This window comes from Streptomyces sp. NPDC025806 (assembly GCF_055558275.1).
In genome coordinates this window covers 238961-261253 of the sequence record NZ_JBVHMU010000009.1, presented here as the reverse complement: position 1 = coordinate 261253, position 22293 = coordinate 238961, and the positions used below count along the sequence as shown (strand labels likewise).

Below are 22293 nucleotides of genomic sequence, written 5' to 3'. Positions count from 1 at the left end.
GGCTGATCGCGCAGTTCCCCGCGCCCCTGAAATGCATGCCCTTCGGGCGCATTTCCCCGATAGAGGCTGAGCGGCGAAGCCGCTCGCCTCTAGGGGCGCGGGGAACTGCGCGATCAGCCCCCACCACCCGCAGTCGCGCGACCGAACCGACGGAGTCAGCCCGTGGCGTCCGCCAGGGCCAGGTCGTGGAGGCGGTCCGGCGGGCCGGGGCGGGCGTAGTACCAGCCCTGAGCCGTGTCGCAGCCGAGCTCCCGCAACTGCTCGGCCTGCGCCCCCGTCTCGACGCCCTCCACCGTGACCGCGAGGTCCAGGCTGTGGGCCAGCGAGACGATGCCCTCCACGATCTTCAGGTCGACCGGATCGGCCGGGAACTGCTGCATGCCCTGCGTGAAGGAGCGGTCCAGCTTGAGCACGTTGACCGGAAGCCGCCGCAGGTTCGCCAGGTTCGAGTACCCCGTGCCGAAGTCGTCCAGGGCTATGTCGACCCCCATCTCGGAGAGTCTGCGCAGGGGCTTGAGGAGGTCGTCGTCCGCGCCGATGAGCGCCGACTCGGTGACCTCCAGGCACAGCGCGCCCGGCGGCAGCCCGGCCCGCTCCAGGATGTCGACGGTGTCGGAGACGAGGCCGGGGTGCGTGAGCTGCATCGGCGACAGGTTCACGTTGATGCGCAGCGGCCCCGCCTCCGCGTGCCGCTCCTGCCAGACCCGGGCCTGTCGTACGGACTCCTCCAGGACCCAGCGGCCGAGCGGCACGATGAGCCCGGTGTGCTCGGCGAGCGGGATGAACCGGTCCGGCCCGAGCACCCCGTGCTGCGGGTGCAGCCACCGTACGAGCGCCTCGGCGCCGCGCACACTGCCGTCGCCGAGGTGCACGAGCGGCTGGTACTCGATGAAGAACTCGCCGCGGTCCAGCGCGGCCGGCAGCGCGGTGGTGAGCCCGTGCCGGGTGATGGCCCGCGCGTCGGCCTCGGGGTCGGCGAGCTCGAACCGGTTGCCGCCCGCGGACTTGGCCCGGTACATGGTGATGTCGGCGCTGCGCAGCACCTCGGCGGGGCTGCGCTCGGCGGCCGGGCCCTCGACGATGCCGATGGAGCCGCGCACGGACAGTTCGCGGCCGTCGATGCGGATCGGGGTGGCGAGCGCGTGCATGATGCGGCCCGCGAGCTCGTCGACCTCGGTCCGGGTGTCCGGGCCGGTGGTGAGGGCGACGAACTCGTCGCCGCCGAGCCGGGCGACCATCTCGCCGGGCGCGGTGGCGCAGGCCTGGAGCCGGTCGGCGACCTCGACGAGGAGACGGTCGCCGACGGCGTGGCCGAGGCTGTCGTTGACGGTCTTGAAGCCGTCGAGGTCGAGGTAGCACAGGCCGAAGCGGGCACCCTCGCCGGCGCCGAGCACCTTCTCCAGGCGTTCGAAGAAGAGGGTGCGGTTGGGCAGTCCGGTGAGCGCGTCGTGGGTGGCCTCGTAGCGCAGGCGCAGGTTGAGCAGCCGGCGCTCGGTGGTGTCCTCCATCAGCGCGAGCTGGTACTGGGGGACGCCGTCGGCGTCGCGCAGCAGCGACACCGTCAGATTGGTCCACAGGGCGGTGCCGTCGGGCCGCTGGAAGGCCTTCTCGACGCGGTAGTGCTCGCGCTCGCCGCGCACCAGCTCGTGGTAGAGGTGCCACACCTGCGGGGCGTCCTCGGGGTGCGTCCACTCGGTGGTGTTGCGTCCGCGCAGCACGCTCTCGCTGCCGCCGAACATGCGCACCAGGGCGTCGTTGACCTCGAGGACGGTGCCGTCGAGGGAGGCGATGCCGATGCCGATGGCGGCGCCGTGGAACACCGCGCGGAAGCGGGCCTCGCTCGCGTGCAGCGCTTCGGCGACGGCGCTGCGGGCGTCGAGCGCGGCCCGCGAGATGGCCTCCTGCTCGACGCGGGTGCGCTCGCGCAGCGCGGCGGCGAAGCCCGCGGCCATCTCGTGCTGGATCCGGGAGCAGCGGGCGCGCAGGTCGTCCTCGCGGCCCGGGGTGTCCGCCTCCTCGCCGCAGTACAGGACCAGGTAGGCCTCGACCACGTCCAGGGTGCGGCTGAGCGCGTCCGGGTCCGTGCAGTGGGCCTCGACGAGGCCCGCGCCGACGGCCCTGGCGCGCGAGGCGTCCAGGGTGCGTGCGGCGAGCGCCTCGCGCAGGGTGTGCGCGAGCGGCGCGAGTTCGTCCTCGAACTCGGGCCGCGTCAGCGAGGTCGCCGTCACCGGGTAGATGGCCCGGCTCCAGATGGTGGCGAACCTGCGCAGTCGGTCCTCCGGTCCGCCCGGCTCTTCCCTCACGGCTTGCGCCCCACTCCCACATAGCCCGCGAAGGTGTACGGGTCCTCGTCCTCCGGCGCCGTCTCGGGCCGCCAGACGGGCATCGGCACGATGCCGGGCTCGACGACCTCGAACCCGTCGAAGAAGCGGCCGATCTCCGCGGGGGTGCGCATGATCAGCGGATTGCGCACGGTGTCCCGGTAGACGCCGACGGTGCCGCCCGCCTGCTCCTGCGAGATGGGCATCCCGTCGTAGGAGGCGTGGGTCACCACGAGCATGCTGCCGGGGGCCAGCGCCTCGGCGAGCTCGGTGACCGCTGCGTACGGGTCGTCGGCGTCCTCGATGAAGTGCAGGACGGCGACGAGCAGCAGGGCGACGGGCCGGTCGAGGTCGAGCAGCCCGCGCACCTCGGCGCTCGCCATGATGTCGCGCGGCTTGCGCAGGTCCGCGGAGAGGACGGCGGTGTCCGCGTTGCCCTCCAGGACCGCGCGGCTGTGCGCGACGGCGACCGGGTCGTGGTCGACGTAGACCACGCGGGCGCCGGGGCTCGCCTTCTGCGCCACCTCGTGGACGTTGCCGAACGTGGGGATGCCGGAGCCGATGTCGAGGAACTGGGTGATGCCCTCGTCGACGGCGTGGCGCACGGCCCGCCGCATGAACGCCCGGTTCGCCTGCATGATCTTCGGCAGGCCCGGCATGAACTCCATGGCCCGGCGCGCGGCTTCCCGGTCCACCTCGAAGTTGTGCGAACCGCCCAGGTAGTAGTCGTATATCCGGGACACACTGGGCACCGAGATGTCGATGCCCTGCGGGGCCCAGGCAGGACGCTCCATCAATCTCTCCAAGGCGTAGGCGAGCCGGTGTTCGAGCTGAGGCTACTGATCAGGTGCCAAAGGAGCGAGTCAAAACGGAAATTGACCGTCCGTTCTCGGTCACTGCCTGCGGCACGTGCCAATTGCACAGAGCCCGAAATCACCCCGAAACCATCGCTTTCCCAACCCAAAAGGAACCGGTCCGTTCCCCGCACATGACCTTCACTGGTCATGGAGGAACGGACCGGCGTTTCGTCAAATCCCCGCCGACTCTACTGTGCGTCGCTCGCGGAGCGCACGGGCCCCGCCTCGTAGGTCACTTCGGAGCGCCCACGGGCTTTCCGTCCGGGCCCGCCGCGTACCAAGTCCCGCCCACGCCCTGCCCGTTGGTGTCACCCGGCTTCTTGTCGCCGGAAAACGTGTAGACCGGCCAGCAGTTCAGGGTCTGCTGCTTCGTGCCGTCGGGTCGGGTGAAGGTCATGTATCCCTTGAGCGGAATGCCCTTGGTGTCGTTCTTGGCGACCGGAGCGACGGCGGGCCACTTCTCGGCGCAGGCACCCACGCAGTTCGACTTGATGGGCCAGGCGGAGTCCTTGAGGAAGCGGTAGACGGTCCTGCCCTCGCGGTCGACGACGATCTCTCCGAGCTTCGGGTCCTTGCGGGTGGAAAGGCCCTTGAGGTCCGCCGGGCGGGCGGCCGCCGCGGGGCTCGCCTTCTTGCCGTCGGGCGCCGCCGCGTACCAGACACCGCCCACGCCCTGCCCCTTGGCGTCGCCGGGCTTGGTGTCCTTGGCGTAGCGGTACACGGGCCAGCCGTCGAGGGTGAGCTGCTTGGTGCCGTCGGCGGCGGTGACCTCGCCGAGCAGGGAGGGGTCGACGCCGGGCGCGGGCTTCGCGCCGTCCGCGGGGACGGCCGGCCAGGCCTTGAGGCAGGCCTCGTCGCAGTTCGACTGCGGTGGCTGGGCGGTGTCCTTGTCGAAGCGGTACAGGGTGAATCCCGCGCTGTCGGTGACGACGCGGCCGAGCTTCTTGCTGTCCCAGACGGCCAGCTGACCCGCCGGTTCGGCCTGGGCGGCCGTGTCTCCCGACGATCCGTAGCCGTCGGAGCCGTAGCCGTCCGAGCCCGATCCGTAACCGCCCTGCGCGGGCGCCGCGTCGCCCACGTTCTGGGTGGTGCCGCTCGCGCCGCCCTGGTCCTGACCGCACGCCGTCGTCAGGGCCAGCAGGGCCGCGGCCGTCGCCACGAACGAGGCGCCGCGCCAGGAGGTCTTCATCGTCAACTCCCGCTGATCTTCTGGGTGTTGCCCGGTCCCGGTCGGGTCCGCGCATGACCGTGGGTACGGGCGGCACCGGGGGCGTGTTCAACGCGGCGCGAGATTCCTGACTCCTTCGGGGGACGGCACGGCCGGTAAACCTCGTGCGCCCCCACGCCCCACGATCGGAGTATTCGCGCCGTGCCCGGGCGTGTCCGTGCCGGGCGCTGCCGAGGATCACCGTCGTGCATCGAACGAAGCGGGCCGGATCGGCCCTGGTCACCCGCGTCCTGGCGGTGGTCGTGACGGCCTGGCTGTGCGGCGCCTCCGCGAGCGCGGCGGCGTTGGCCCCGGCCGACGCCTGCGCGTGGGCCTCCGTGGACGGGGGCGCCGAGGGCGGCGCCGTCGTGGTCGCGGGCGACGGCGCGCAGTGCAGCCCGTCACCGACCCCGCCTCCACCGAAACCACCGCCGAAGCCCACGCCCAAACCCCCGCCGCCCCCACCTCCCCCGCCGCCCCCTCCGCCACCGCCACCACCTCCGCCGCCCCCTCCGACGACCCATGCTCCCGAGCCCGCTCCCCCACCGCCGCCACCGCCGCCACCGCCGCCACCGCCGGCGCCGAAGCCCGTACCGAAGCCGAGCCCGACCCCGACCCGGTCGGCGCCGCCGAAGCCGAGCCCGACGCCCGTCCACTACCCGGCCTACCGCCCGAAGGCGCACCGCGCGCCACCGAGCGGCGGTCCCTCGCTCGTGACGCTCACCCTGCTCATCACCGCGCCCGCCGTGCTCGCGGTCGCCGCGCTCCGCCCCCGCTGACCTCTGTGGAGACAAGAGATGTCGGAATGGCTTGTACTCGCCCTCGCGATGATCGCGGTGTGCGCCGTGGTCCTCGTCGTCCAGGTGCTGCAGCAGCGCCGGATCGGCGACGACGACGACCCGTCGGAGACCCCCGACGTCATCGAGTACATGACGATGATGATCGGCGTGGTGTACGCGATCGTCCTGGGTCTGGCCATCGCGGGAGTCTGGGAGGCGCGCAGCGCGGCCCAGGACCACGTGCGCAACGAGGCCCAGGCGCTGCACGAGGTCCACGAACGGGTCCGGGTGTACCCGGCGGACGTACGCGCCCGGATCCGGGCGGATGTCGACACGTATGTCAGCCATGTCGTGACGACCGAGTGGCACGCGATGCGCACCAAGGGTGAGCTCACCGACCGGGGCACCGAGCTGCTCGACCGGGTGCGGCACGACGTCACCGACTACAAGCCGCGCAACGACTTCGAGGCGCAGGCCTATCAGCCGCTGCTCGACCAGGTGACGGCCGCCGACGACGCCCGCAACGCCCGGGCGGACTCGACGGGGGCGACGATGCCGGGGGTCGTCTGGTTCGGCCTGATCGTCGGCGGGCTCGTCACCATCGGCATGATCTTCGTGCTGCAGATCCGGCGCACCCCGCGCGAGCTGATCCTCGCCGGGCTGTTCTCCGCCCTGTTCGCGTTCCTGCTGTTCCTCATCTGGGACTTCGACGCCCCCTACAGCCGGGGGGTCGCGGCGACGGCCGATCCGTTCCTGATGCTGTTCCCCGGCGCGCGGTGAGGTGGCTCCGGGCTGCGGCCCCGCGCCGCCCGGAGCACTCTGGGGGCATGACCGCATGGCAGACCCCCATCGTCGTCCACCCGCCCGCGCCGGAGGGTGGGCGGCACGTCACCGTGCGCGGGCGTCCGGTGGGGCTGGCCCACAGCGACCGGGATCTGACGGAGTTGCTGCGCCGGGCCGGGCTCGGCGAGGCGGACACGACGCTGGACGACCCACATCTCGTGGAGTGGCGCGGCGCGGGTCCGCACGTGTGGCACGCGCCGGGGACCGACGGGCCGTCAGTCCGCGCCGACCTCCCCTGACCGGCCCACACGCGTTGCCCCGTTCGTACGACACCGATCGCGCGCCGCACGGCGTGTCCCTAGCGTTTCGGGCATCGAGGTGCTTGTCCCCAGTAGTACGCGGAACCGGTCCGCGGCTGCCCCTCGTGGACCCGGAGGATCTCCCATGCGCGCGATACGTACCGCTTCGGCCGCCGCTCTCTGTCTGACCGCCCTGTCGCTGACGGCCGTACCGGCGGCGGCGGGCGACTCCGACACGTTCCGGGTCGGTGTCACGCCCACGACGGTCGCCGCCGGCGGGCAGATCACGCTCACCGCGCACGGCTGCGAGCGGCGCACCGAGGTCACCGCGGGGATCTTCGACACGGTCTCCATCGGCAAGGGCGGCGGCTCGGCGAGCGCGACCGTCGACTGGGACGCCAAGCCGGGCGCCGTCTATCCCGTCACGTTCTCGTGCAAGCGCGGCCCGACGCGCACCCTTCACCTGACCGTCGCGGGCGGCAGACCGATCGAGCCCACGCCCGAGCCGATCCATCAGGGGCACGGCGTGCGGGCCGGTGTCGGCGGCAGCCTCGGCGGTCTCGACATGAAGGCGATCGGCCTCGGCTCGGTCCTGATCCTGGGGTCGCTGGCCACCGCGTACCACCTCGCCCGGCGCCGCACGGGCGACGACGGGGCCTGAGGCACCCGCGCGAGAAGGCCGGTGCCCCGCGGACCATGACGGTCCGCGGGGCACCGGCCTTTTCGCGGTCTCACGCGGCAGGCCCCGTGAAGGGGGCCGGGGCCCGCCGCGCCGGATCAGACGCGGTTCTCGGCGCGGCGGCGCATCCAGAAGACGCCGCCGCCGACCAGCGCGACGGCCACGAGGCCGCCGCCGATCGCCATGTCGGTGCGGGTGGCGCCGGTCTCGGTGGAGCCACCGAGTCCACCGCGGACGCCGCCGTTGATGACGGTGAACGCGGCCGGCTTGGTCACGTTGGAACCGCCGCAGGAGACGGTGATGTCGTGCGCGCCGGGCGTGGCGTCGTGCTTGATGCGCGCGGTGGCGGTCGCGGTGCTGCCCGAGGACCGGGTGAAGCTGGTGGTGTCGAACGCGTTCGACGAAGCGGTGCCGCCCTCCTGGCACTTGGTCGAGTCGACCGTGATGGTCAGCTCCCCGCCGCGCGGGATGACGCTCGGCGTGGCCGTGATGTTGGACGGCGTCGGGTCGGACCAGGCGGACGCGGCGGGGGCGGCGAGACCGACGGCGGCGACGGCGACGGCGGACACCGCCAGAGCACGGGTGGTACGCATGGAAATCCTCCGCGGAAGACGTCCCCGGGGAACGGTCCCCGGGAATTTCGGCGAGAACGCCTCCCAGACGAACCCTCAGATGCCGTGCACGGCACCGCATTTCGGGAATCGGCCGTCCTGGTGAGGCGACACGCCGACGGACTTCCGTACAAGCGGACAATCCCGCAGGTCACACACCGTCAGAAAAATCCTGTGCGGGAGAACTCGGATGGCGCACAGGGGCCGCTCCGCCCGGCGGGCCGCCACCCGTTCGCCCTCGCCCCGTCGCCCGTCGTGCGCGCTCGACTTAGCGTTCTGGTACGCGCAACGGACACGGTCTCGCCGCCGGGTCCAGAGGGGACGAGCGAATGTTCAAGCCAGCCTTCGTGGAAGAGGAGCGACCCAGGAAGCGAGCCCCGTGGGGCGTGATAGCGCTGGTGCTGCTCACCGGTCTGGCGCTGATCCGCAACGGTTCGGGAGAGTTCGAGGTCGGCCCGCCGCAGCCCGCGCCGGCCGCCGCGGCGGACACCCGGATCCCCGCGGCGCTCAAGTCGGCGGGCGCCCCGCAGCCGCTGCCGTTCTCGATGGCGGACCGGGTGCGCATCCCGGCGATCCGGGTGGACGCGCCGGTCACCGCGGTCGGTCTGGACGCGGAGGGCTGGGTCGACGCGCCACCGCCGCAGGACCCGAACCTCGCGGGCCAGTTCACGGGATCGGTCTCGCCCGGTGAGCAGGGCACGGCCATCGTGGTCGGCCATGTCGACAACATGCAGGGCCCGGCCGTGTTCTACGGGCTCGGCTCCGTGAAGAAGGGCAATCACGTCGAGGTGCTGCGCCGGGACGGCAAGACCGCCGTCTTCGAGGTGTACGGGATCGAGGTGTTCGAGAAGGCGAACTTCCCGGGCGAGAAGGTCTACGGCCCGACGGGCACCCCGGAGCTGCGGGTCATCACCTGCGGCGGCGGTTTCTCGAAGCAGAACGGATACGACGGGAACGTCGTGGTCTTCGCCCGCCTGGTGTCCGTGCGCTGAGCGCACGGACACCAGGTCGGCTCACAGGCCCCGGCGGCGCGGCACGGTCAGGCGGTAGCCGTCGTCGAGCAGCCGGGGCAGATACTTGTGCAGGGCGGCGACGCTCTGCGCGCGGTCGCCGCCCGCGTCGTGGTTGAGGACCACGACGCCGGGCGCGGCGCCGCCCAGCACCCGGGAGACGATCGTGCGGGTGCCCGGCGTGGTCCAGTCGAGGCTGTCGACGGTCCAGGCGAGGGGCTCCATGCCGAGCTCGGCGCCGAGGCGGAACGCGGAGCGGTTCCAGGCGCCGTAGGGGGCGCGGAACCAGGCGGGTGCCTCGCCGGTCGCGTCCTCGACGACTTCGCAGGTGCGCTCGATCTCGGGGCGCATGCGCGCGCGGGTCAGCTTCGTCAGCAGCGGATGCGTCCAGGTGTGGTTGCCGATGACGTGGCCGTCGTCGGCCATCTCGCGCAGCAGGTCCTTGTTCTCGACGGCCATCTCGCCGCACACGAAGAACATGGCCCGCACGTCGTGGCGGCGCAGGGTGCGCAGGATCTCGGGGGTGAAGCGCGGGTCGGGGCCGTCGTCGAAGGTGAGGACCATGGCCCGCTCGTTTGGCCCGAAGTCCATGCTGAGCAGCGGCGCGCGGCGGACCGCGAGGCGTTGCGGGGCGGTGCGCTGGGGCCCGTACCCGCCGATCGGGCGCAGCCGGTAGGCGGAGGGGGCCAGGGGCCGGGCCGCGGGGGCGCCGGCGGCGGGGGCCGCGCTCGGGCTCGCGCCCGCCGGGCCGCCCGCGCGGTCGGTCGCGGAGCACCCGGTGAGGGCGGCCACGGCGACGGCGGTGAACCCGCGCAGGAAGGTGCGCCGGCCCGAGGACGCGGGCGGGGCCGGCGCTGCGGTGTCGTGATCGGTTTTCATGCTTAATGCCTCGCACGCGCCCCGCCGGGCGAGCCCCGCGACACCTGCGGGCCCGGACGAATGCACCCGTTCAGCCGGGGCCGTCCGACCGGTGCCCCCACCAGGGACTTTCGGCTAGCCTCTCGGCGTGAACGAACAGCAGCCCCCACAGTTCGAACGCGGCACGGACGGCCCGAAGGTGATCGTCGTCGGCATGGACGGCTCGGACTCCTCCTTCCGTGCCGCCGCCTACGCCGCCGGTCTGGCCCGGCGCCAGAACGCCCTGCTCGCCGTCGTGTACGTGCAGCCCGTGATGGCGGCCGGGACCGCCCTCGGGGTGCCGGTCGCCGAGGTGACCGACGAAGTCGCGGAGGGACTCATCGCCGAGATCCGCGCGGGCGTGGAGCGGGCGAAGGGCATATACGACCTGCGCTGGGAGTTCCACACCTTCCGCGGCGATCCCTACAACGGCCTGGTCACCGCGGCCGACAAGCTGACGGCGGACGCGGTGGTCGTCGGGGCGTCCGAGCAGGCGGGGCACCGGATCATCGGCTCGGTGGCGGTGCGCCTGGTGAAGGCGGGGCGCTGGCCGGTGACGGTGGTCCCGTAGATCCGGGGGCGCGGGCCGGGGCGTGCCTTCTTCCGAACACGCCCCCGCAGGTGCATCATGAGCGGCCGTCAGCCGTCGCACCTGCGAAGAGGTGAACCCCATGGCCAAACTACGGATGGGACAGGGCGTACTGCGCCGCAAGCCCATCGAACAGATCGAGGACACGGAGTCCGGGGCGGGTGGCGAGTCGGCACAGCTGACTCGCACGCTCGGTCTGACACAGCTCACCGCGATCGGCGTGGGCGGCATCATCGGCGCGGGCATCTTCACGCTCGCGGGCACGGTCGCGAACGAGAAGGCCGGCCCCGCCGTGCTCATCTCGTTCCTCATCGCCGGTGTGGCGAGCGCGGCGGCGGCCCTGTCGTACGCCGAGTTCGCCGGTCTGATCCCGAAGGCCGGGTCCGCCTACACGTACGGGTACGCGGTGCTCGGCGAGCTGGTGGGCTGGTTCATCGGCTGGGACCTGCTCCTGGAGTACACGGCGATCGTCGCGGTGGTGGCCATCGGCATCTCCGGCTATTTCAGCTTCCTGCTCGGGGAGATGGGCCTGGAACTGCCGAAGTGGATGCTGGGCGCGCCGGGTACGGGTGACGGGCACAAGGTCGACCTGTTCGCGGCGCTGCTGTGTCTGCTGATCGCGTACCTGCTCACGCTCGGCATCAAGAACGCGGCCCGTTTCGAGACGGTCGTCGTGGTGCTGAAGGTGCTCGTGGTCGTCGTGGTGATCGCGGTGGGCTTCTTCCACATCGACACGGGGAACTACACGCCGTTCTTCCCGTTCGGGGTGAGCGGGGCGTTCACGGGAGCGGCGACGGTGTTCTTCGCCGTGTTCGGATACGACGCGATGTCGACGGCGGCCGAGGAGTCGAAGGACGCGCAGCGGCACATGCCGAAGGCGATCCTCTACTCGCTGGCCATCTCGATGGTGCTGTACGTGCTGGCCTGCCTGGTGCTGACGGGCATGCAGAACTACAAGGACATCGACCCGGAGAGCGGCTTCTCGACGGCGTTCAAGTCGGTCGGTCTGAGCGGTCTCGCGGACGTGATCGCGGTCGGCGCGATCATCGGCATCCTCACCGTGATGTTCACGTTCATGCTCGGTGTGACGCGTGTGTGGTTCTCGATGTCGCGTGACGGACTGCTGCCGAAGTGGTTCGCGAAGACGCACCCGACGCGGCACGTGCCGACCCGGGTGACGTGGATCGTCGGCTTTGCGTCGGCCGCCATCGCCGGGTTCCTGCCGATCGGCGAGGCGGCCGAGCTGACCAACATCGGCATCCTGCTGGCGTTCGTCGTGGTGTGCGTCGCGGTGATCGTGCTGCGCTACCGGCAGCCGGAGCTGCCGCGCACCTTCCGCACGCCGGGCATGCCGGTCGTGCCCGCGATCGGGGTCGTCTTCTCGATCTGGCTGATCACGTTCCTGGAATGGCAGACGTGGGTGCGGTTCGCCGTCTGGTTCGTGATCGGGCTCGTCATCTACTTCGGGTACTCGTACAAGAGGTCCGAGCTGAACCGCACCGAGTCCTAGTCAGCTCACGCGTCACCGGCCTCGAGGGACTTCTGGAACTCCTGCTTCATCTTGTCGAGTCCCTTGGGGCCCCACTCCGTCCAGAACGGCTTCCACTCGCTGATCTTGCGGCGTCCGGCGACGATGTCGTTGACCAGGTCGTTGGCCTCGGTCGACAGGCGCCCGTAGTGCTCGGTGTACGCGTCCGAGTAATGGCCGACCGTGGCGTTCTGGACGGCCGTGCGCAGGAGCTCCTGCTCGACCCCGTACATGTCCTTGACGTCCTGGACGCCGTGGCTGCCGGGGAAGACGGACGGAGCGAGGACGAAGGGGGCGGTGGTGGCGGTGGCCAGGCCGCTCCACAGGCCCTCGACCTCCTGCTTTCCCTTCTTGGTGCGCTGCGGGAAGCCCTTGTCGTCGTAGGTGAAGTCGCTGCCCTCGGCGCCGAACTCCAGGAACTCGCGTTCCTTGGTGCCGTAGGGCGCGGCGAGGTAGTTGAGGATCTCCAGCATCATCCGGACGCGCTTCTCGCTGCCCTTCTTGATCGCCGTGTATCCGATGGTGCCGAACGCGTGGTAGTGCGCGTTGGCCTTGGCGCCGTCGGCGTCGAAGGGGATGAGGATCTCGGCGGCGAGGGCCGGGTCGTTGGTGCGGGTGTCCTTGCGGGCGCCGGTCGGGTTGGCGTAGACGCAGGCGCCGATGCGGCCCTGGGCGAGCTTGAGGTAGGCGTCGGCCATCTTGGGGTCGCCCGGGTAGAAGACGCCCGCCTTCTTGAGCTTGACGACGAAGTTGAGGGCTTCGAGGTACTGCTCGGACTCCATCCAGAAGGTGACCTTGCCGCTCTTGTCGCGGCCCCACTTGTTGGGTGCGCCGTAGCACTGGCTGAGGACGCTCACCGCGTTGCCGTAGATCGGTTCGAGGGCCCAGGTGTTGCCGCCGGTGACCTCCTTGCACTTGTCCATGAACTCCTCGGTGCTCTTCGCCGAGAAGCCGTCGGCCTTCGCCCAGATCTTCGGGTTGCCGCCGTAGACCTGGCCGAGGGCGGGGTAGGGGCTGGGGGCGCCCCAGATCTTGCCGTTGACGACGGCGGTCTTCCAGTGCGCCGGGGTCATGTTGGCGAGGTTCGGGTAGTCCTTGACCGCGTCGCCGGACACGTACGGCGTGATGTCGGCCATCTTGGACTCCAGGAGCTGCGCGATGTGCTGCAGGCCCTGGTTGGGCGGGATCCACATGAGGTCGGGCAGATCGCCGCCGGCGACGATGGCGGGGAACTTCTCCTCGTAGCCGGGGTCGGTGCCGAGGATCGCGGAGAGGTCGACGCCGAGCTTCGAACTGACCTGCTTCCAGTGGGCGTTGGAGCCCTTGGGCAGCGGGGGCTGGACCCAGATCTCGGTGAGCATCGAGACCTTGGAGCCGTCGCCGGGGACCTTCGCGACGCTCTGCGCGAGCTCCTTCGGGTAGGAGAGGAAGCCGGCGGACAGGCCCTTGGCGTTGGGCGGCAGGTCGGGCTTGACGCCGGTGAAGGGGACGTAGGCGGGCAGTTTGACCTTGGCGGAGGCGGCCTCGCCCTTGCCGGCGGTGGAGCTTCCGCAGCCGGTGAGGAAGGAGGAGGCGGCGCCCGCCGCGACGGCGGTGCTCAGGCCGAGGAATCGGCGTCGGGACACACCGGTGCTCATGATCGTCTCCACACGGGTTCGGGAACGGGAGGTACGGGCAGGGGGCGGGGCCGGCCCTGGATCGTGGGCCGGGTCAGCCCTTGATCGCGCCGGTGAGCACGCCCTTGCTGAAGTACTTCTGCAGGAACGGGAAGAGCAGCAGGATCGGCAGCAGCGCGAGCATGACGACGGCCATGGAGATGGACTGGGGCGGCGCCATGTGGGTCACGCCCAGCTGGTCGGAGGTGATGGCCTTGCCCTGGACGACGTAGCTGCGGAGCACGACCTGGATGGGCCATTTGCCGGAGTCGTCGAGGTAGAGCATCGCGTTGAAGAAGGCGTTCCAGTACGTGACGGCGTAGAAGAGGCCGACGACGGCGATGACGCCCTTGGACAGCGGCATGACGATACGGGTGAGGACGCGCCAGTCTCCGGCGCCGTCGATGCGGGCGGCCTGGTAGATCTCCTCGGGGATGTTCATGAAGAAGGCCCGCATGACGACGAGGTTGAAGGCGTTGATCAGGCCGGGCAGGATCAGCGACCAGTACGAGTCGCGCAGCCCGAGCTCCTTGACCAGGACGTACATGGGGATCATGCCGGGCGCGAACAGCAGCGTGAACAGGACCATGAGCAGGACCGGCTTGCTGCCGGGGACGCCGCGCTTGGACAGGGCGTAGGCGAGGCCGACGGTCGTCAGGAGCGAGAGGGTCGTGCCGACGACGGTGATGCCGATGCTGACGAGGACGGCCCGGGTGACGAGGCCTCCGGACAGGATCGTGGAGTACGCCTCGAAGGTGGGGTCCGTCGGGAAGAGCACGAACCCGCCGGACGCGGTGATCTCCTCGCGGGAGGCGAGGCTCGTGGACAAAACCGTGAGGAACGGCAGGATCATCACGGCGCAGATGACGGTGAGGACGACGGCCTTGGCGCTCTTGCCGAGCGGGCTCGGGGGCTCCTCCCAGGCAGGGCGGACGTCCTCGGGCCGGGGCTTCAACAGCGGCAGGGAGAAGGTCACTTGCTGTACACCCCTTGCTCTCCGAAGGCGTGGGCGAGCTTGTTGGCGCCCCAGATCATGAGGGCGCCGACGACGCCCTTGACAAGGCCCGCGGCGGCGCCGACGCCCCAGTCGCCGTAGACGACACCGTGGTAGTAGACGTACGTGTCGAGGACCTCGGCGGCGCGGGCGCCGACCGCGTCGCGCTGGAGCAGGAACTGCTCGAAGCCGACGGACAGGACGTCGCCGAGCCGCAGCACGAGCAGCATGATCGTGACGCTGCGGACGGCGGGCAGCGTCACGTGCCACATGCGGCGCCAGCGGTTCGCGCCGTCGACGGCGGCGGACTCGTAGAGGCTCTGGTCGACGTTGGCGAGCGCGGCGAGGTAGATGATCATCCCCCAGCCGATGTCCTTCCAGATGACCTGGGAGGTGATCAGCAGCGGGAAGGCGTGCGGGTCGGTCATCACGTCGAGGGCCGAGAAGCCGTGGTCGCGCAGGAAGTTGGAGACGAGACCCGCGCCGCCGAGGACCTGTTGGAACAGGGCGACGACCAGCACCCAGGAGATGAAGTGCGGGAGGTAGACGACGCTCTGCACGAACTTCTTCACGCGGCTGGAGACCAGGCTGTTGAGCAGCAGGGCGAGCGCCAGCGGGGCGGGGAAGAAGAAGACCAGCTGGAGGGCGGCGAAGGCGAGGGTGTTGCGGACCGACTCCCAGAAGGCCGGGTCGGCGAAGAGTTCCTGGAAGTTGGCGAGGCCGACGAGGGCGCTGTCCTTGAAGCCGATGAAGGGCTGGTAGTCCTCGAAGGCGACGATGTTGCCGAGCATCGGGACGTAGAAGAAGACGACGAAGAACAGCAGGCCGGGCGCCATCAGGGCGAGCATCACCCAGTTGTCGCGGAGCCGGCGCGCGAGCGGCGGTCGGCGCCTGAGGGTGCGGCCCTCGGGCCGGGCCGGGGCAGCCGCGGGCGGCGAGGCGGCACGGACGCGCCGTTCAGTTGCTGGGGAAGACACGCGTACTCCCACCGACGGGACGGGTGCGGCCGCCCGGCACGTCGAGACGCCGGGACGAGCGGCCGCCAATAAAGAAGGCAACTTTCCGAATTGGAGAGTCATCATGGAAGCGGCCGGAGGGCACGTCAACCGCCTTCCGGCCCCGGGAAGTTGGACTCTTCTTCGGTGAGGCTTGGACTTTTCTGCGGGAAGGACCGCTACACGGCCCGTTCGACGTGGTCCAGGGCGAGGCGGGCCGCCCCGATCGCGGTGGACTCCTCACCGAGCGTGGAGGTCCGCACCTCGGGCGGGCACGGGGTGAGGCCGGCGAGCCGCTCGGCGAACGGCTCGCTGAGCAGGGCCCCGGCCCGCGAGATCCCGCCACCGAGCACGACGGCGCGCGGGTCGAGCACCGCGACGTGCCGGGCGAGGCTGTCGGCGAGGGCGTGCGCGAAGGCCCGCAGGGTGTAGGCGGCGCCGCCGTCACCGGCCGCGGCGGCGCGCACGACGGCGCGGGCCGCGGTCTCCCGGGTGGGCCGTGCCTCTCCCCCGTGCCCGGCGAACCAGTCGAGAAGCCGCTGGTAGGGCACGGTCCAGCCGTCGCCCGCGACCATCTCGCCGGCGGCGCCGTGATGACCCCGGTGCAGTTCGCCGCGCAGCCACAGGCCGATGCCGAGCCGGTTGCCGACGTACAGGTACAGGAAGTCGTCGGTGCCCGCGGCGACGCCCGCGGTGCCCTCGGCGAGGGTGGCGAGCTGGATGTCGTTGCCGACGACGACCGGGCCCGGGGCGTGGCCCGCGAGCGCGGCCGTCAGATCGACGCCGCTCCAGCCGGGCAGCGAGTCGCTGACGGTGACGACGCGACCGGCGGGGTCGACCATGCCGCTGGTGCCGATGCCCGTGGCGAGCGGGCGCAGTCCGGCCGCGGCGGGCCCGGCGAGGCAGCGGGCGACGGCGGTGCGGACGGCGTCGAGCCGTTGCTCCGCGCCGAGTTCGGGCGTGACCGGCAGCCGGTGGGAGGCGACGGTGCGGCCGAGCAGGTCGGTGGCGAGGACGAGGACCTTGTGGGCGCCGACGTCGACGCCGAGCACATGTCCCGCCTCGGCGCGGAAACGGAAGCGGCGGGCCGGGCGGCCGACCCCGCCGGCGCCGGGCTCCAGCTCGACCAGGCGCCCCTCGCGGAGCAGCTGGGCGGTCAGGTCCTGGGCGGTGGGCCGGGACACGCCGATCAGCGCGGCGAGTTCGGGCACGGTGATCTCGGCGCGCTCGCGCAGCACCCGCAGGGCCGCGGCCGTGTTGAGCCGGCGCAGCAGCGACGGATCGCCACTCTTGTCCTGCTTGTCGCGCTTCTCGCTCTTGTCGTCGTGGCTGGTTCTCATGGGCGCGGCTCCCCCCGATCCAAGGTGTCCCCCTTGACAGCATGATCGGTGACTCCCCAGGGTGACCCGGAGTGATTGAGCAACTTACCTAATAAACGCGCCCCTGGGGGACCACGCATGGGTGAGCAACGCACGGGTGAGCACGGCACGCTCCGACACCTCGAACTCCCGGCCGGCGACGGTCATCCCGAGCTGGCCTGCGGCGTCGGCGACTGGGACACCGAGGCCTACGGCAACCACCGCATCCTGGTCCGCGCCGTCCAGGCAGGACCGGTCCTCGCGGCGGAACTGCCGTGGCGGCGCCGGGACCCGGACCCGCAGCTGGTCGACGTGGTGGTGCTCGCCCCGTCCGGGCGCCGGGTGCGCAACACGCTGGTGGTGGAGGTGACGGCGGAGCGCGGCCGCATCGTCTTCGAGCCCGTCGAGGGCCCGGGCACGTACGCCGTGCACTACCTGCCGTACGCGCACACCGGCCGCGCCTACTACCCGCAGGCCGTGTACCGGCAGCCGGTGCGCACCGCCGATCCGGCGTGGGTGCACGCGCACGGGCTCGACGGGCCGGACTCCGGCTGGGGGCGGCTACCGAGGGCCGAGGTGTTCCGCTACGAGGCGGCGAGCGCCGTCGACTCCTTCGCTCCCCTGGGCTTCGCCGCGACCGACGACGAACGGCGCAAGCTCGAACTCGCTGATCCGGACGCCGACTTGATGCTCTTCGGAGAAGATCGCGCGCACCCCCTGGGCCGGTACGGACAGTTGCCCGCCCGCTGGGCGCGCGGGGTGCCCGGCGCTGCGTACGAGGGCACGGCGGACCGCGGGGAGTTCTTCGCGTTCCAGGTCGGCGTGTACGCGCGCACGGATCTGGCCGGTCTGACGGCGCGGGTGCGCGGGCTGCCGTTCCCGGTGCGCTGCCCGAGCCTGGGCGGCACGGACGCGCGGGGCCGTCCTCTCACCCGGCGGGTGGACGTGCCGGCGGGTGGGGTCGACGCGCTGTGGTTCCTCGCGGAGGTCCCGGCGGACGCGGCGCCGGGCCGGTACGAGGGCGAGGTCGAGGTGAGCGCCCCGGGCGCGGTCCCGCAGGTGCTGCCGGTCCGGCTCACGGTCACCGAGCACGCGGCGGCCGACGGCGGGACCGGGGAGCCGGAGCGCCTCGCCCGGCTGGCCTGGCTGGACAGCACGGAGGGGCACGACGACACGGTGGTGCCGCCGTTCACCCCGGTGACCTGCGTGGACGCGCCCGACGGCGGGCGCGAGCTCGGGCTGCTCGGCCGGCGGGTCCAGCTCGGCGCGGACGGGCTGCCGCACCGGCTGGTGTCGACGTTCACCCCGGCCGTCACCGCGGCCGACGGCCCGCCGCACGACCTGCTGGCGGGGCCGGTCCGTTTCGACCTCGGCCGCGAACTGACCCTCGGCCCACTGACCTCGGAGCAGCCCGGCCCGGGGCGCGTCACCTGGAAGGCCATATCCTCCTCGGACGAGCTTCTGGTCGACACCGAGGGCGAGGTGGAGGCGGACGGCTTCCTCGTCCTGCGGATCGACGTGGAGGCGCGCGCCGCCCTCGAACTCCCCGACGTGACCCTCGACGTGCCCGTGCGCGAGCCGCTCGCCCGGTACGTGATGGGCCTCGGCCTGACCGGGCGCGACTGCCCGGAGACGTACGACTGGACCTGGGACACCGCGACCCGCAACCAGGACGCCCTGTGGCTGGGCTCCGCGCACGCCGGACTCCAGCTGTCCCTGCGCGACGCGCACTACGCCCGGCCGCTCAACACCAACTACTACCGGGAGAAGCCGCTGGTCACGCCCCGCTCCTGGGCGGGCGACGACGGGCGGGGCGGGGTGCGGCTGCGCACCGCGGACGGGGTGCGCACCGTCACCGCGCACAGCGGCCCGGTCCGGCTGGAGGCGGGCGAGCGGCGCTGCTTCGAACTGCGGTTGCTGCTCACGCCGTTCAAGCCGATCACTCCGGGCACCCAGCTGACCGAACGCTACTTCCACGCGTACGCCACGCCCGAGGAGGTCGCGGCGTACGGGGCGAACGTCGTCAACCTGCACCACGCCACTCCCCCGAACCCGTACATCAACGACCCGCTGCTCGCCGCCGACGTGCTGCGCGCCTACACCGACCGGGCGCACACGCTCGGAGTGCGGGTGAAGGTGTACGACACGGTGCGCGAACTGACGCGGCACTCCCCCGAGTTGAGGGTGCTCGCCTCGTTCGGGGACGAGGTCCTCGCGGCGGGTCCGGGCGGCGGGCACGCCTGGCTGCGGGAGCACCTGGGCGAGGCGCACGTGCCCGGCTGGGTGGCCTCCGACGTCCGGGACGTCGCGGCCGTCACCACGGGCGAGTCCCGCTGGCACAACTTCTACGTGGCGGGGGTGCGGCGGCTGCGCGAGCGGCTCGGCGTCGATGGGCTGTACCTGGACGACGTGGCGTACGACCGGACCACGATGAAACGGGTCCGCAAGGCGCTGACCTCGGCGGGCGGGCCGCCGCCGGTCGTGGACCTGCACTCCTGCAACCAGTTCCGGGCGCCGGACGGCTTCGCCTCCAGCGCCAATCTGTACGCCGAACTGATGCCGTACGTCGACCGGTTGTGGCTCGGCGAGCTCTTCGACTACGCGACGACGGACCCGGCGTACTGGCTCGTGGAGATCTCCGGGATCCCGTTCGGATTGATGGGCGAGATGCTGGAGGGCGGCGGCAATCCGTGGCGCGGGCTGGTGTTCGGGATGACGGCGCGGGCCCCGATGACCGATGTGCGGCCCCTGTGGCGGGCGTTCGACGAACTCGGGCTGCCCGAGGCCGAGATGACCGGCTGGTGGGCCGGTGACACCACGGCGGGAACCAACCACGACGCGGTGCTCGCGACCGTGTGGCGCGGCCCCGGCGGGGCGACCACGGTGGCGCTCGCGTCCTGGGCGGAGGACCCGGTGGACTGCCGGCTGACGCTCGCGGGCGCGGAGGTGGCGGCGCACGCGCCGGGGATCGAGGGCTTCCAGGAGGAGCGGGACTACGCCGCGGGCGGCCCGGTCCGGGTCGAGCCCGGACGGGGCCTGCTGCTGCGGCTGCGCCCCGCGGACGCCGGCCCTCAGGTCACTGCGCCATGACGAGCCCGTCACGGTCCGCACCGCGGCTGAGGACGACCTGACGGATCGCGTCGCGGACGCCGCCCAGATCGGCGCCCTCGTCGATCGCGCGGCCCAGGTTCACGACGCGGCCCGTGGACACGTCGAACCACTGCGGCACGAACTCGGCCTTGGTCACCTGCCAGCGCTGTCCGTCCCGGACGGGCGGAGCGAAGGTGAAGCGGCCGACCGAGCTCATGTTGCCGCGGGCGTCCCGCGCGCCGTCGTAGTTGAACATCTCGCCCGCGATCTGGTCGCCCATGCCGTACACGATCCAGGTCCCGTTGACCTTCTCGTAGGCCTGCGGGACATGGGCGTGGGTGCCGAGGATCAGGTCGATGTCGGGGCGGCCGTTCGTGGTCGACGCGGTCAGTTCGCGGCCGAGGCTCAGCTGGCGCTCGTCGGGTTCGTCCTGCCACTCGGTGCCCCAGTGCAGCGAGACGACGACCACGTCGGCGCCGGCGCGGCGGGCGGCGCGGGCGTCCTCGACGATCCGCTGCCGCTCCATCAGGTTCACGGACCAGGGCTTGCCCTCGGGCATCGGGTGGTCGTTGGTGTCGTAGGTGTAGGCGAGCTGGGCGATGCGGGCGCCGCCCGCCTTCAGCCAGGCGGGGGCCCGGCCCTCGGCGGCGGTGCGGCCGGAGCCCGCGTGCTTCACCCCGGCCTTGTCGAAGGCGCCCAGGGTGCGCGCGATGCCGTCGGCTCCGTCGTCGAGGGTGTGGTTCGAGGCGGCGGAGCAGGAGTCGTAGCCGGTCTCCTTCAGGCCCGCGACGACCTCGGGCGGGGACTTGAAGTCGGGGTAACCGCTGTACTCGCCCTGGGCGCCGTAGACCGTCTCCATGTGACAGATCGCCACGTCCGCGCGGGAGACCACGGGTTTCATGCCGGCCAGCATGGGGCGGAAGTCGTAGCCGGTGCCGCCCGCGTCCTCCCTCGCCTTCTCGATGATCGAGGAGTGCGGCAGGACGTCGCCGGACGCGGCGAGTGTGAACGGGCGGACGGCCGGTGCGGGGGCGGGGGCGGCCTTGTGGGGCGGTGCGCCGCCCGGCCCGGCGCCGGGGGCCGCGCAGCCGGCGCCCAGGCCGATCACGGCGGCCGTGAGGGCCAGCGCCGTGCGCCGGGTGCTGCCGCGACTGCTGCTCCGTGTCTTCGACGTCATCGATCAGGCTCCCTGAACAGGTGAGATGCGGGGGACGGGGGTGGATCGCGATGGGCGGATCGCTATGGGTGGATCGCTATGGGTGGATTGCCTTAAATATCCACATATGACCAATGGAGGGAGTCAAGGCGCCGGACCGGGGCGCGGCTCCGCTCGACCCGTTCGCCGCACCGCTCGTCGAGCGCATCGACCGTCCGGCGCACACCGCCGCCGGGGCTCTGGGCGCGGACGGCCCCCTGCGCTGCCATACGCGCATGACGACGGCGCTCAGGACACTCAGGACGACGGAGGAGGACCTCGCACAGGTCCAGCAGCAGCACGGCAGGCCGCTCTACGCGTTCCTGCTGCGGCTGTGCGACGGCGACCGGCAGCGGGCGGAGGACCTCGTCCAGGAGACGTACGTGCGGGCCTGGCAGCATCCGGAGGCGCTCCGCTCGGAGCACGAGTCGGTGCGGCCCTGGCTGTTCACCGTCGGGCGACGTCTCGCCATCGACGCCCGGCGGGCCCGGCTCGCCCGGCCCGCCGAGGTCGGGGACGCGGTGCTGGAGAACGCGCGGGTCTGCGCGGACCACGCCGAGCGGTCGGCGGCGGCGCTCGACGTGCGGGAGGCGGTGGCGACGCTCAGCCCCGAGCACCGGGCGGTGCTCCTGGAGGTCTACTTCAAGGGCGCCAGTGTGGCGGAGGCCGCCCGCACGCTCGGCATCCCCCCGGGTACCGTGAAGTCCCGTGCGTACTATGCGTTGCGGGCGTTGCGCAGGGTCCTTCCGGGCTACGCGCCCGACCTGCGATGAAACCGACGCCCAGGTCAAGCATCGGTAAAGCGCCTGCCCGGTGGGGGACTTCCTCGGTTGAGTAATCCGCTGTCCTGCCCGGTGAGTCGACGGGGCGGGCCGGGACCGGCGCACGCACGGACCGGAGGAAGGCGGACAGGGACATGCGGTACGGGAGCCACGACGGCGCGGCGGGCGCCGAGGGCGGCGGCGCACAGGGGCCGGGCGGTGAACTCGCCGTTCCCATGGCCTGGTTGTACGCGGAGTACATCGCGGACGAGCTGTTGCGCACCGGGGATCTGATGCCTCCCACGTCCTTCGAGTTCCGTGCGGGCAGAGACGCGCTCGCCCTCACCATCTACCTCTCGGACGTGAGCGACGAGCTGTCCGGGATCCGGGTCGTGTCCCAGCTGGAGACCTGGTCCTCGCTGACCGCCTACGACCGGCCCTGGCAGTCGTGGGTGCGGGCCTCGCTCGCGGAACGGGAGGCGAAGGTGCGGCGGTCCGGGCAGTCCTCGCCGGACCTGCCGCTCGCCGCGGCGGCGTGGCGCTGGCTGGAGGAGACGGAGCTGCTGGCTCCGGACCTGGACGCGGTGCCGGTGCCGGACGAGGAGGACGGGCCGCAGGTGTGGACGCCCGCGTGGCGGCTCGGCTTACCTCTGGGACATCTGGCGATCCATCTGTTCTGAGTTTC

At 71.8% G+C, this 22293-nt stretch carries 20 protein-coding genes; 10 read left to right on the top strand and 10 right to left on the bottom strand.

Annotated features, from left to right (window positions below; all coding sequences use genetic code 11):
- Nucleotides 1-155 precede the first annotated feature (155 nt).
- From ACZ4E1_RS22430 to ACZ4E1_RS22420, 3 genes are all read right to left on the bottom strand, one after another.
- Nucleotides 156-2303 (bottom strand): putative bifunctional diguanylate cyclase/phosphodiesterase, encoded by a 2148-nt coding sequence (locus tag ACZ4E1_RS22430; RefSeq protein ID WP_467541765.1) that lies wholly within the window; start codon nucleotides 2301-2303, stop codon nucleotides 156-158.
- Nucleotides 2300-3115, bottom strand: a complete 816-nt coding sequence (locus ACZ4E1_RS22425) for an SAM-dependent methyltransferase (protein WP_467541763.1) — start codon at nucleotides 3113-3115, stop codon at nucleotides 2300-2302. The genes ACZ4E1_RS22430 and ACZ4E1_RS22425 overlap by 4 nt, the downstream gene beginning before the upstream one ends.
- A 295-nt stretch (nucleotides 3116-3410) precedes the next feature.
- Entirely contained in the window at nucleotides 3411-4367 is a 957-nt protein-coding gene (locus tag ACZ4E1_RS22420; RefSeq protein ID WP_467541761.1) for an SCO0930 family lipoprotein, read from the bottom strand.
- A 224-nt stretch (nucleotides 4368-4591) separates the two neighbouring features.
- Here ACZ4E1_RS22420 and ACZ4E1_RS22415 point away from each other — a divergent pair, with 224 nt between their 5' ends.
- The 4 genes from ACZ4E1_RS22415 to ACZ4E1_RS22400 all read left to right on the top strand — a co-directional run bounded on the left by ACZ4E1_RS22415 (nucleotide 4592) and on the right by ACZ4E1_RS22400 (nucleotide 6907).
- Nucleotides 4592-5164: a hypothetical protein gene (locus ACZ4E1_RS22415; RefSeq protein WP_467541759.1), complete on the top strand. Its 573-nt coding sequence runs from the start codon at nucleotides 4592-4594 to the stop codon at nucleotides 5162-5164.
- A gap of 18 nt (nucleotides 5165-5182) precedes the next feature.
- A complete protein-coding gene (locus ACZ4E1_RS22410) occupies nucleotides 5183-5944 on the top strand; it encodes a bestrophin-like domain (protein ID WP_467541757.1) in 762 nt (253 codons plus the stop codon).
- A 47-nt stretch (nucleotides 5945-5991) separates the two neighbouring features.
- Nucleotides 5992-6246, top strand: a complete 255-nt coding sequence (locus ACZ4E1_RS22405) for a hypothetical protein (protein WP_467541755.1) — start codon at nucleotides 5992-5994, stop codon at nucleotides 6244-6246.
- Between the two features lie 145 nt (nucleotides 6247-6391).
- On the top strand, nucleotides 6392-6907 hold the full coding sequence (locus ACZ4E1_RS22400) for a hypothetical protein (protein ID WP_467541753.1): 516 nt from the start codon (nucleotides 6392-6394) through the stop codon (nucleotides 6905-6907).
- A 116-nt stretch (nucleotides 6908-7023) separates the two neighbouring features.
- Here ACZ4E1_RS22400 and ACZ4E1_RS22395 read toward each other — a convergent pair whose 3' ends face one another.
- Nucleotides 7024-7518: a hypothetical protein gene (locus ACZ4E1_RS22395; protein WP_467541751.1), complete on the bottom strand. Its 495-nt coding sequence runs from the start codon at nucleotides 7516-7518 to the stop codon at nucleotides 7024-7026.
- A 347-nt stretch (nucleotides 7519-7865) separates the two neighbouring features.
- Between ACZ4E1_RS22395 and ACZ4E1_RS22390 the strand changes: the two genes are divergently transcribed.
- Nucleotides 7866-8528, top strand: coding sequence for a class F sortase (locus ACZ4E1_RS22390; RefSeq protein ID WP_467541749.1), 663 nt, complete (start codon nucleotides 7866-7868; stop codon nucleotides 8526-8528).
- Nucleotides 8529-8549: 21 nt separating this feature from the next.
- Here ACZ4E1_RS22390 and ACZ4E1_RS22385 read toward each other — a convergent pair whose 3' ends face one another.
- Nucleotides 8550-9425, bottom strand: coding sequence for a polysaccharide deacetylase family protein (locus ACZ4E1_RS22385; RefSeq protein WP_467541747.1), 876 nt, complete (start codon nucleotides 9423-9425; stop codon nucleotides 8550-8552).
- Nucleotides 9426-9552: 127 nt separating this feature from the next.
- On the opposite strand from ACZ4E1_RS22385, the gene ACZ4E1_RS22380 reads away from it, so the two are divergent.
- Both ACZ4E1_RS22380 and ACZ4E1_RS22375 read left to right on the top strand, forming a co-directional pair.
- Nucleotides 9553-10014 (top strand): universal stress protein, encoded by a 462-nt coding sequence (locus ACZ4E1_RS22380; protein ID WP_467541745.1) that lies wholly within the window; start codon nucleotides 9553-9555, stop codon nucleotides 10012-10014.
- Between the two features lie 100 nt (nucleotides 10015-10114).
- Nucleotides 10115-11542 (top strand): amino acid permease, encoded by a 1428-nt coding sequence (locus tag ACZ4E1_RS22375; RefSeq protein WP_467541743.1) that lies wholly within the window; start codon nucleotides 10115-10117, stop codon nucleotides 11540-11542.
- A 5-nt stretch (nucleotides 11543-11547) separates the two neighbouring features.
- Here the strand turns inward: ACZ4E1_RS22375 and ACZ4E1_RS22370 are convergent, their stop codons facing one another.
- From ACZ4E1_RS22370 to ACZ4E1_RS22355, 4 genes are all read right to left on the bottom strand, one after another.
- The gene (locus tag ACZ4E1_RS22370) at nucleotides 11548-13197 is read right to left on the bottom strand and encodes a type 2 periplasmic-binding domain-containing protein (RefSeq protein ID WP_467541741.1); all 1650 of its coding nucleotides are present in this window, start codon (nucleotides 13195-13197) and stop codon (nucleotides 11548-11550) included.
- Nucleotides 13198-13270: 73 nt separating this feature from the next.
- Nucleotides 13271-14191: a carbohydrate ABC transporter permease gene (locus ACZ4E1_RS22365; RefSeq protein ID WP_467541739.1), complete on the bottom strand. Its 921-nt coding sequence runs from the start codon at nucleotides 14189-14191 to the stop codon at nucleotides 13271-13273.
- Nucleotides 14188-15057, bottom strand: a complete 870-nt coding sequence (locus tag ACZ4E1_RS22360; RefSeq protein WP_188341175.1) for an ABC transporter permease — start codon at nucleotides 15055-15057, stop codon at nucleotides 14188-14190. The genes ACZ4E1_RS22365 and ACZ4E1_RS22360 overlap by 4 nt, the downstream gene beginning before the upstream one ends.
- A gap of 326 nt (nucleotides 15058-15383) precedes the next feature.
- The gene (locus ACZ4E1_RS22355) at nucleotides 15384-16544 is read right to left on the bottom strand and encodes an ROK family protein (RefSeq protein WP_467541737.1); all 1161 of its coding nucleotides are present in this window, start codon (nucleotides 16542-16544) and stop codon (nucleotides 15384-15386) included.
- Nucleotides 16545-16661: 117 nt separating this feature from the next.
- Between ACZ4E1_RS22355 and ACZ4E1_RS22350 the strand changes: the two genes are divergently transcribed.
- A complete protein-coding gene (locus tag ACZ4E1_RS22350) occupies nucleotides 16662-19652 on the top strand; it encodes a glycoside hydrolase domain-containing protein (protein WP_467541735.1) in 2991 nt (996 codons plus the stop codon).
- Here ACZ4E1_RS22350 and ACZ4E1_RS22345 read toward each other — a convergent pair.
- On the bottom strand, nucleotides 19639-20829 hold the full coding sequence (locus ACZ4E1_RS22345) for a CapA family protein (RefSeq protein ID WP_467541732.1): 1191 nt from the start codon (nucleotides 20827-20829) through the stop codon (nucleotides 19639-19641). The two genes, ACZ4E1_RS22350 and ACZ4E1_RS22345, sit on opposite strands and share 14 nt — an antisense overlap.
- A 254-nt stretch (nucleotides 20830-21083) precedes the next feature.
- Here ACZ4E1_RS22345 and ACZ4E1_RS22340 point away from each other — a divergent pair, with 254 nt between their 5' ends.
- The gene (locus ACZ4E1_RS22340; protein ID WP_467541958.1) at nucleotides 21084-21620 is read left to right on the top strand and encodes a sigma-70 family RNA polymerase sigma factor; all 537 of its coding nucleotides are present in this window, start codon (nucleotides 21084-21086) and stop codon (nucleotides 21618-21620) included.
- Nucleotides 21621-21763: 143 nt separating this feature from the next.
- On the top strand, nucleotides 21764-22288 hold the full coding sequence (locus ACZ4E1_RS22335) for a hypothetical protein (RefSeq protein WP_188335672.1): 525 nt from the start codon (nucleotides 21764-21766) through the stop codon (nucleotides 22286-22288).
- Nucleotides 22289-22293: the final 5 nt, after the last annotated feature.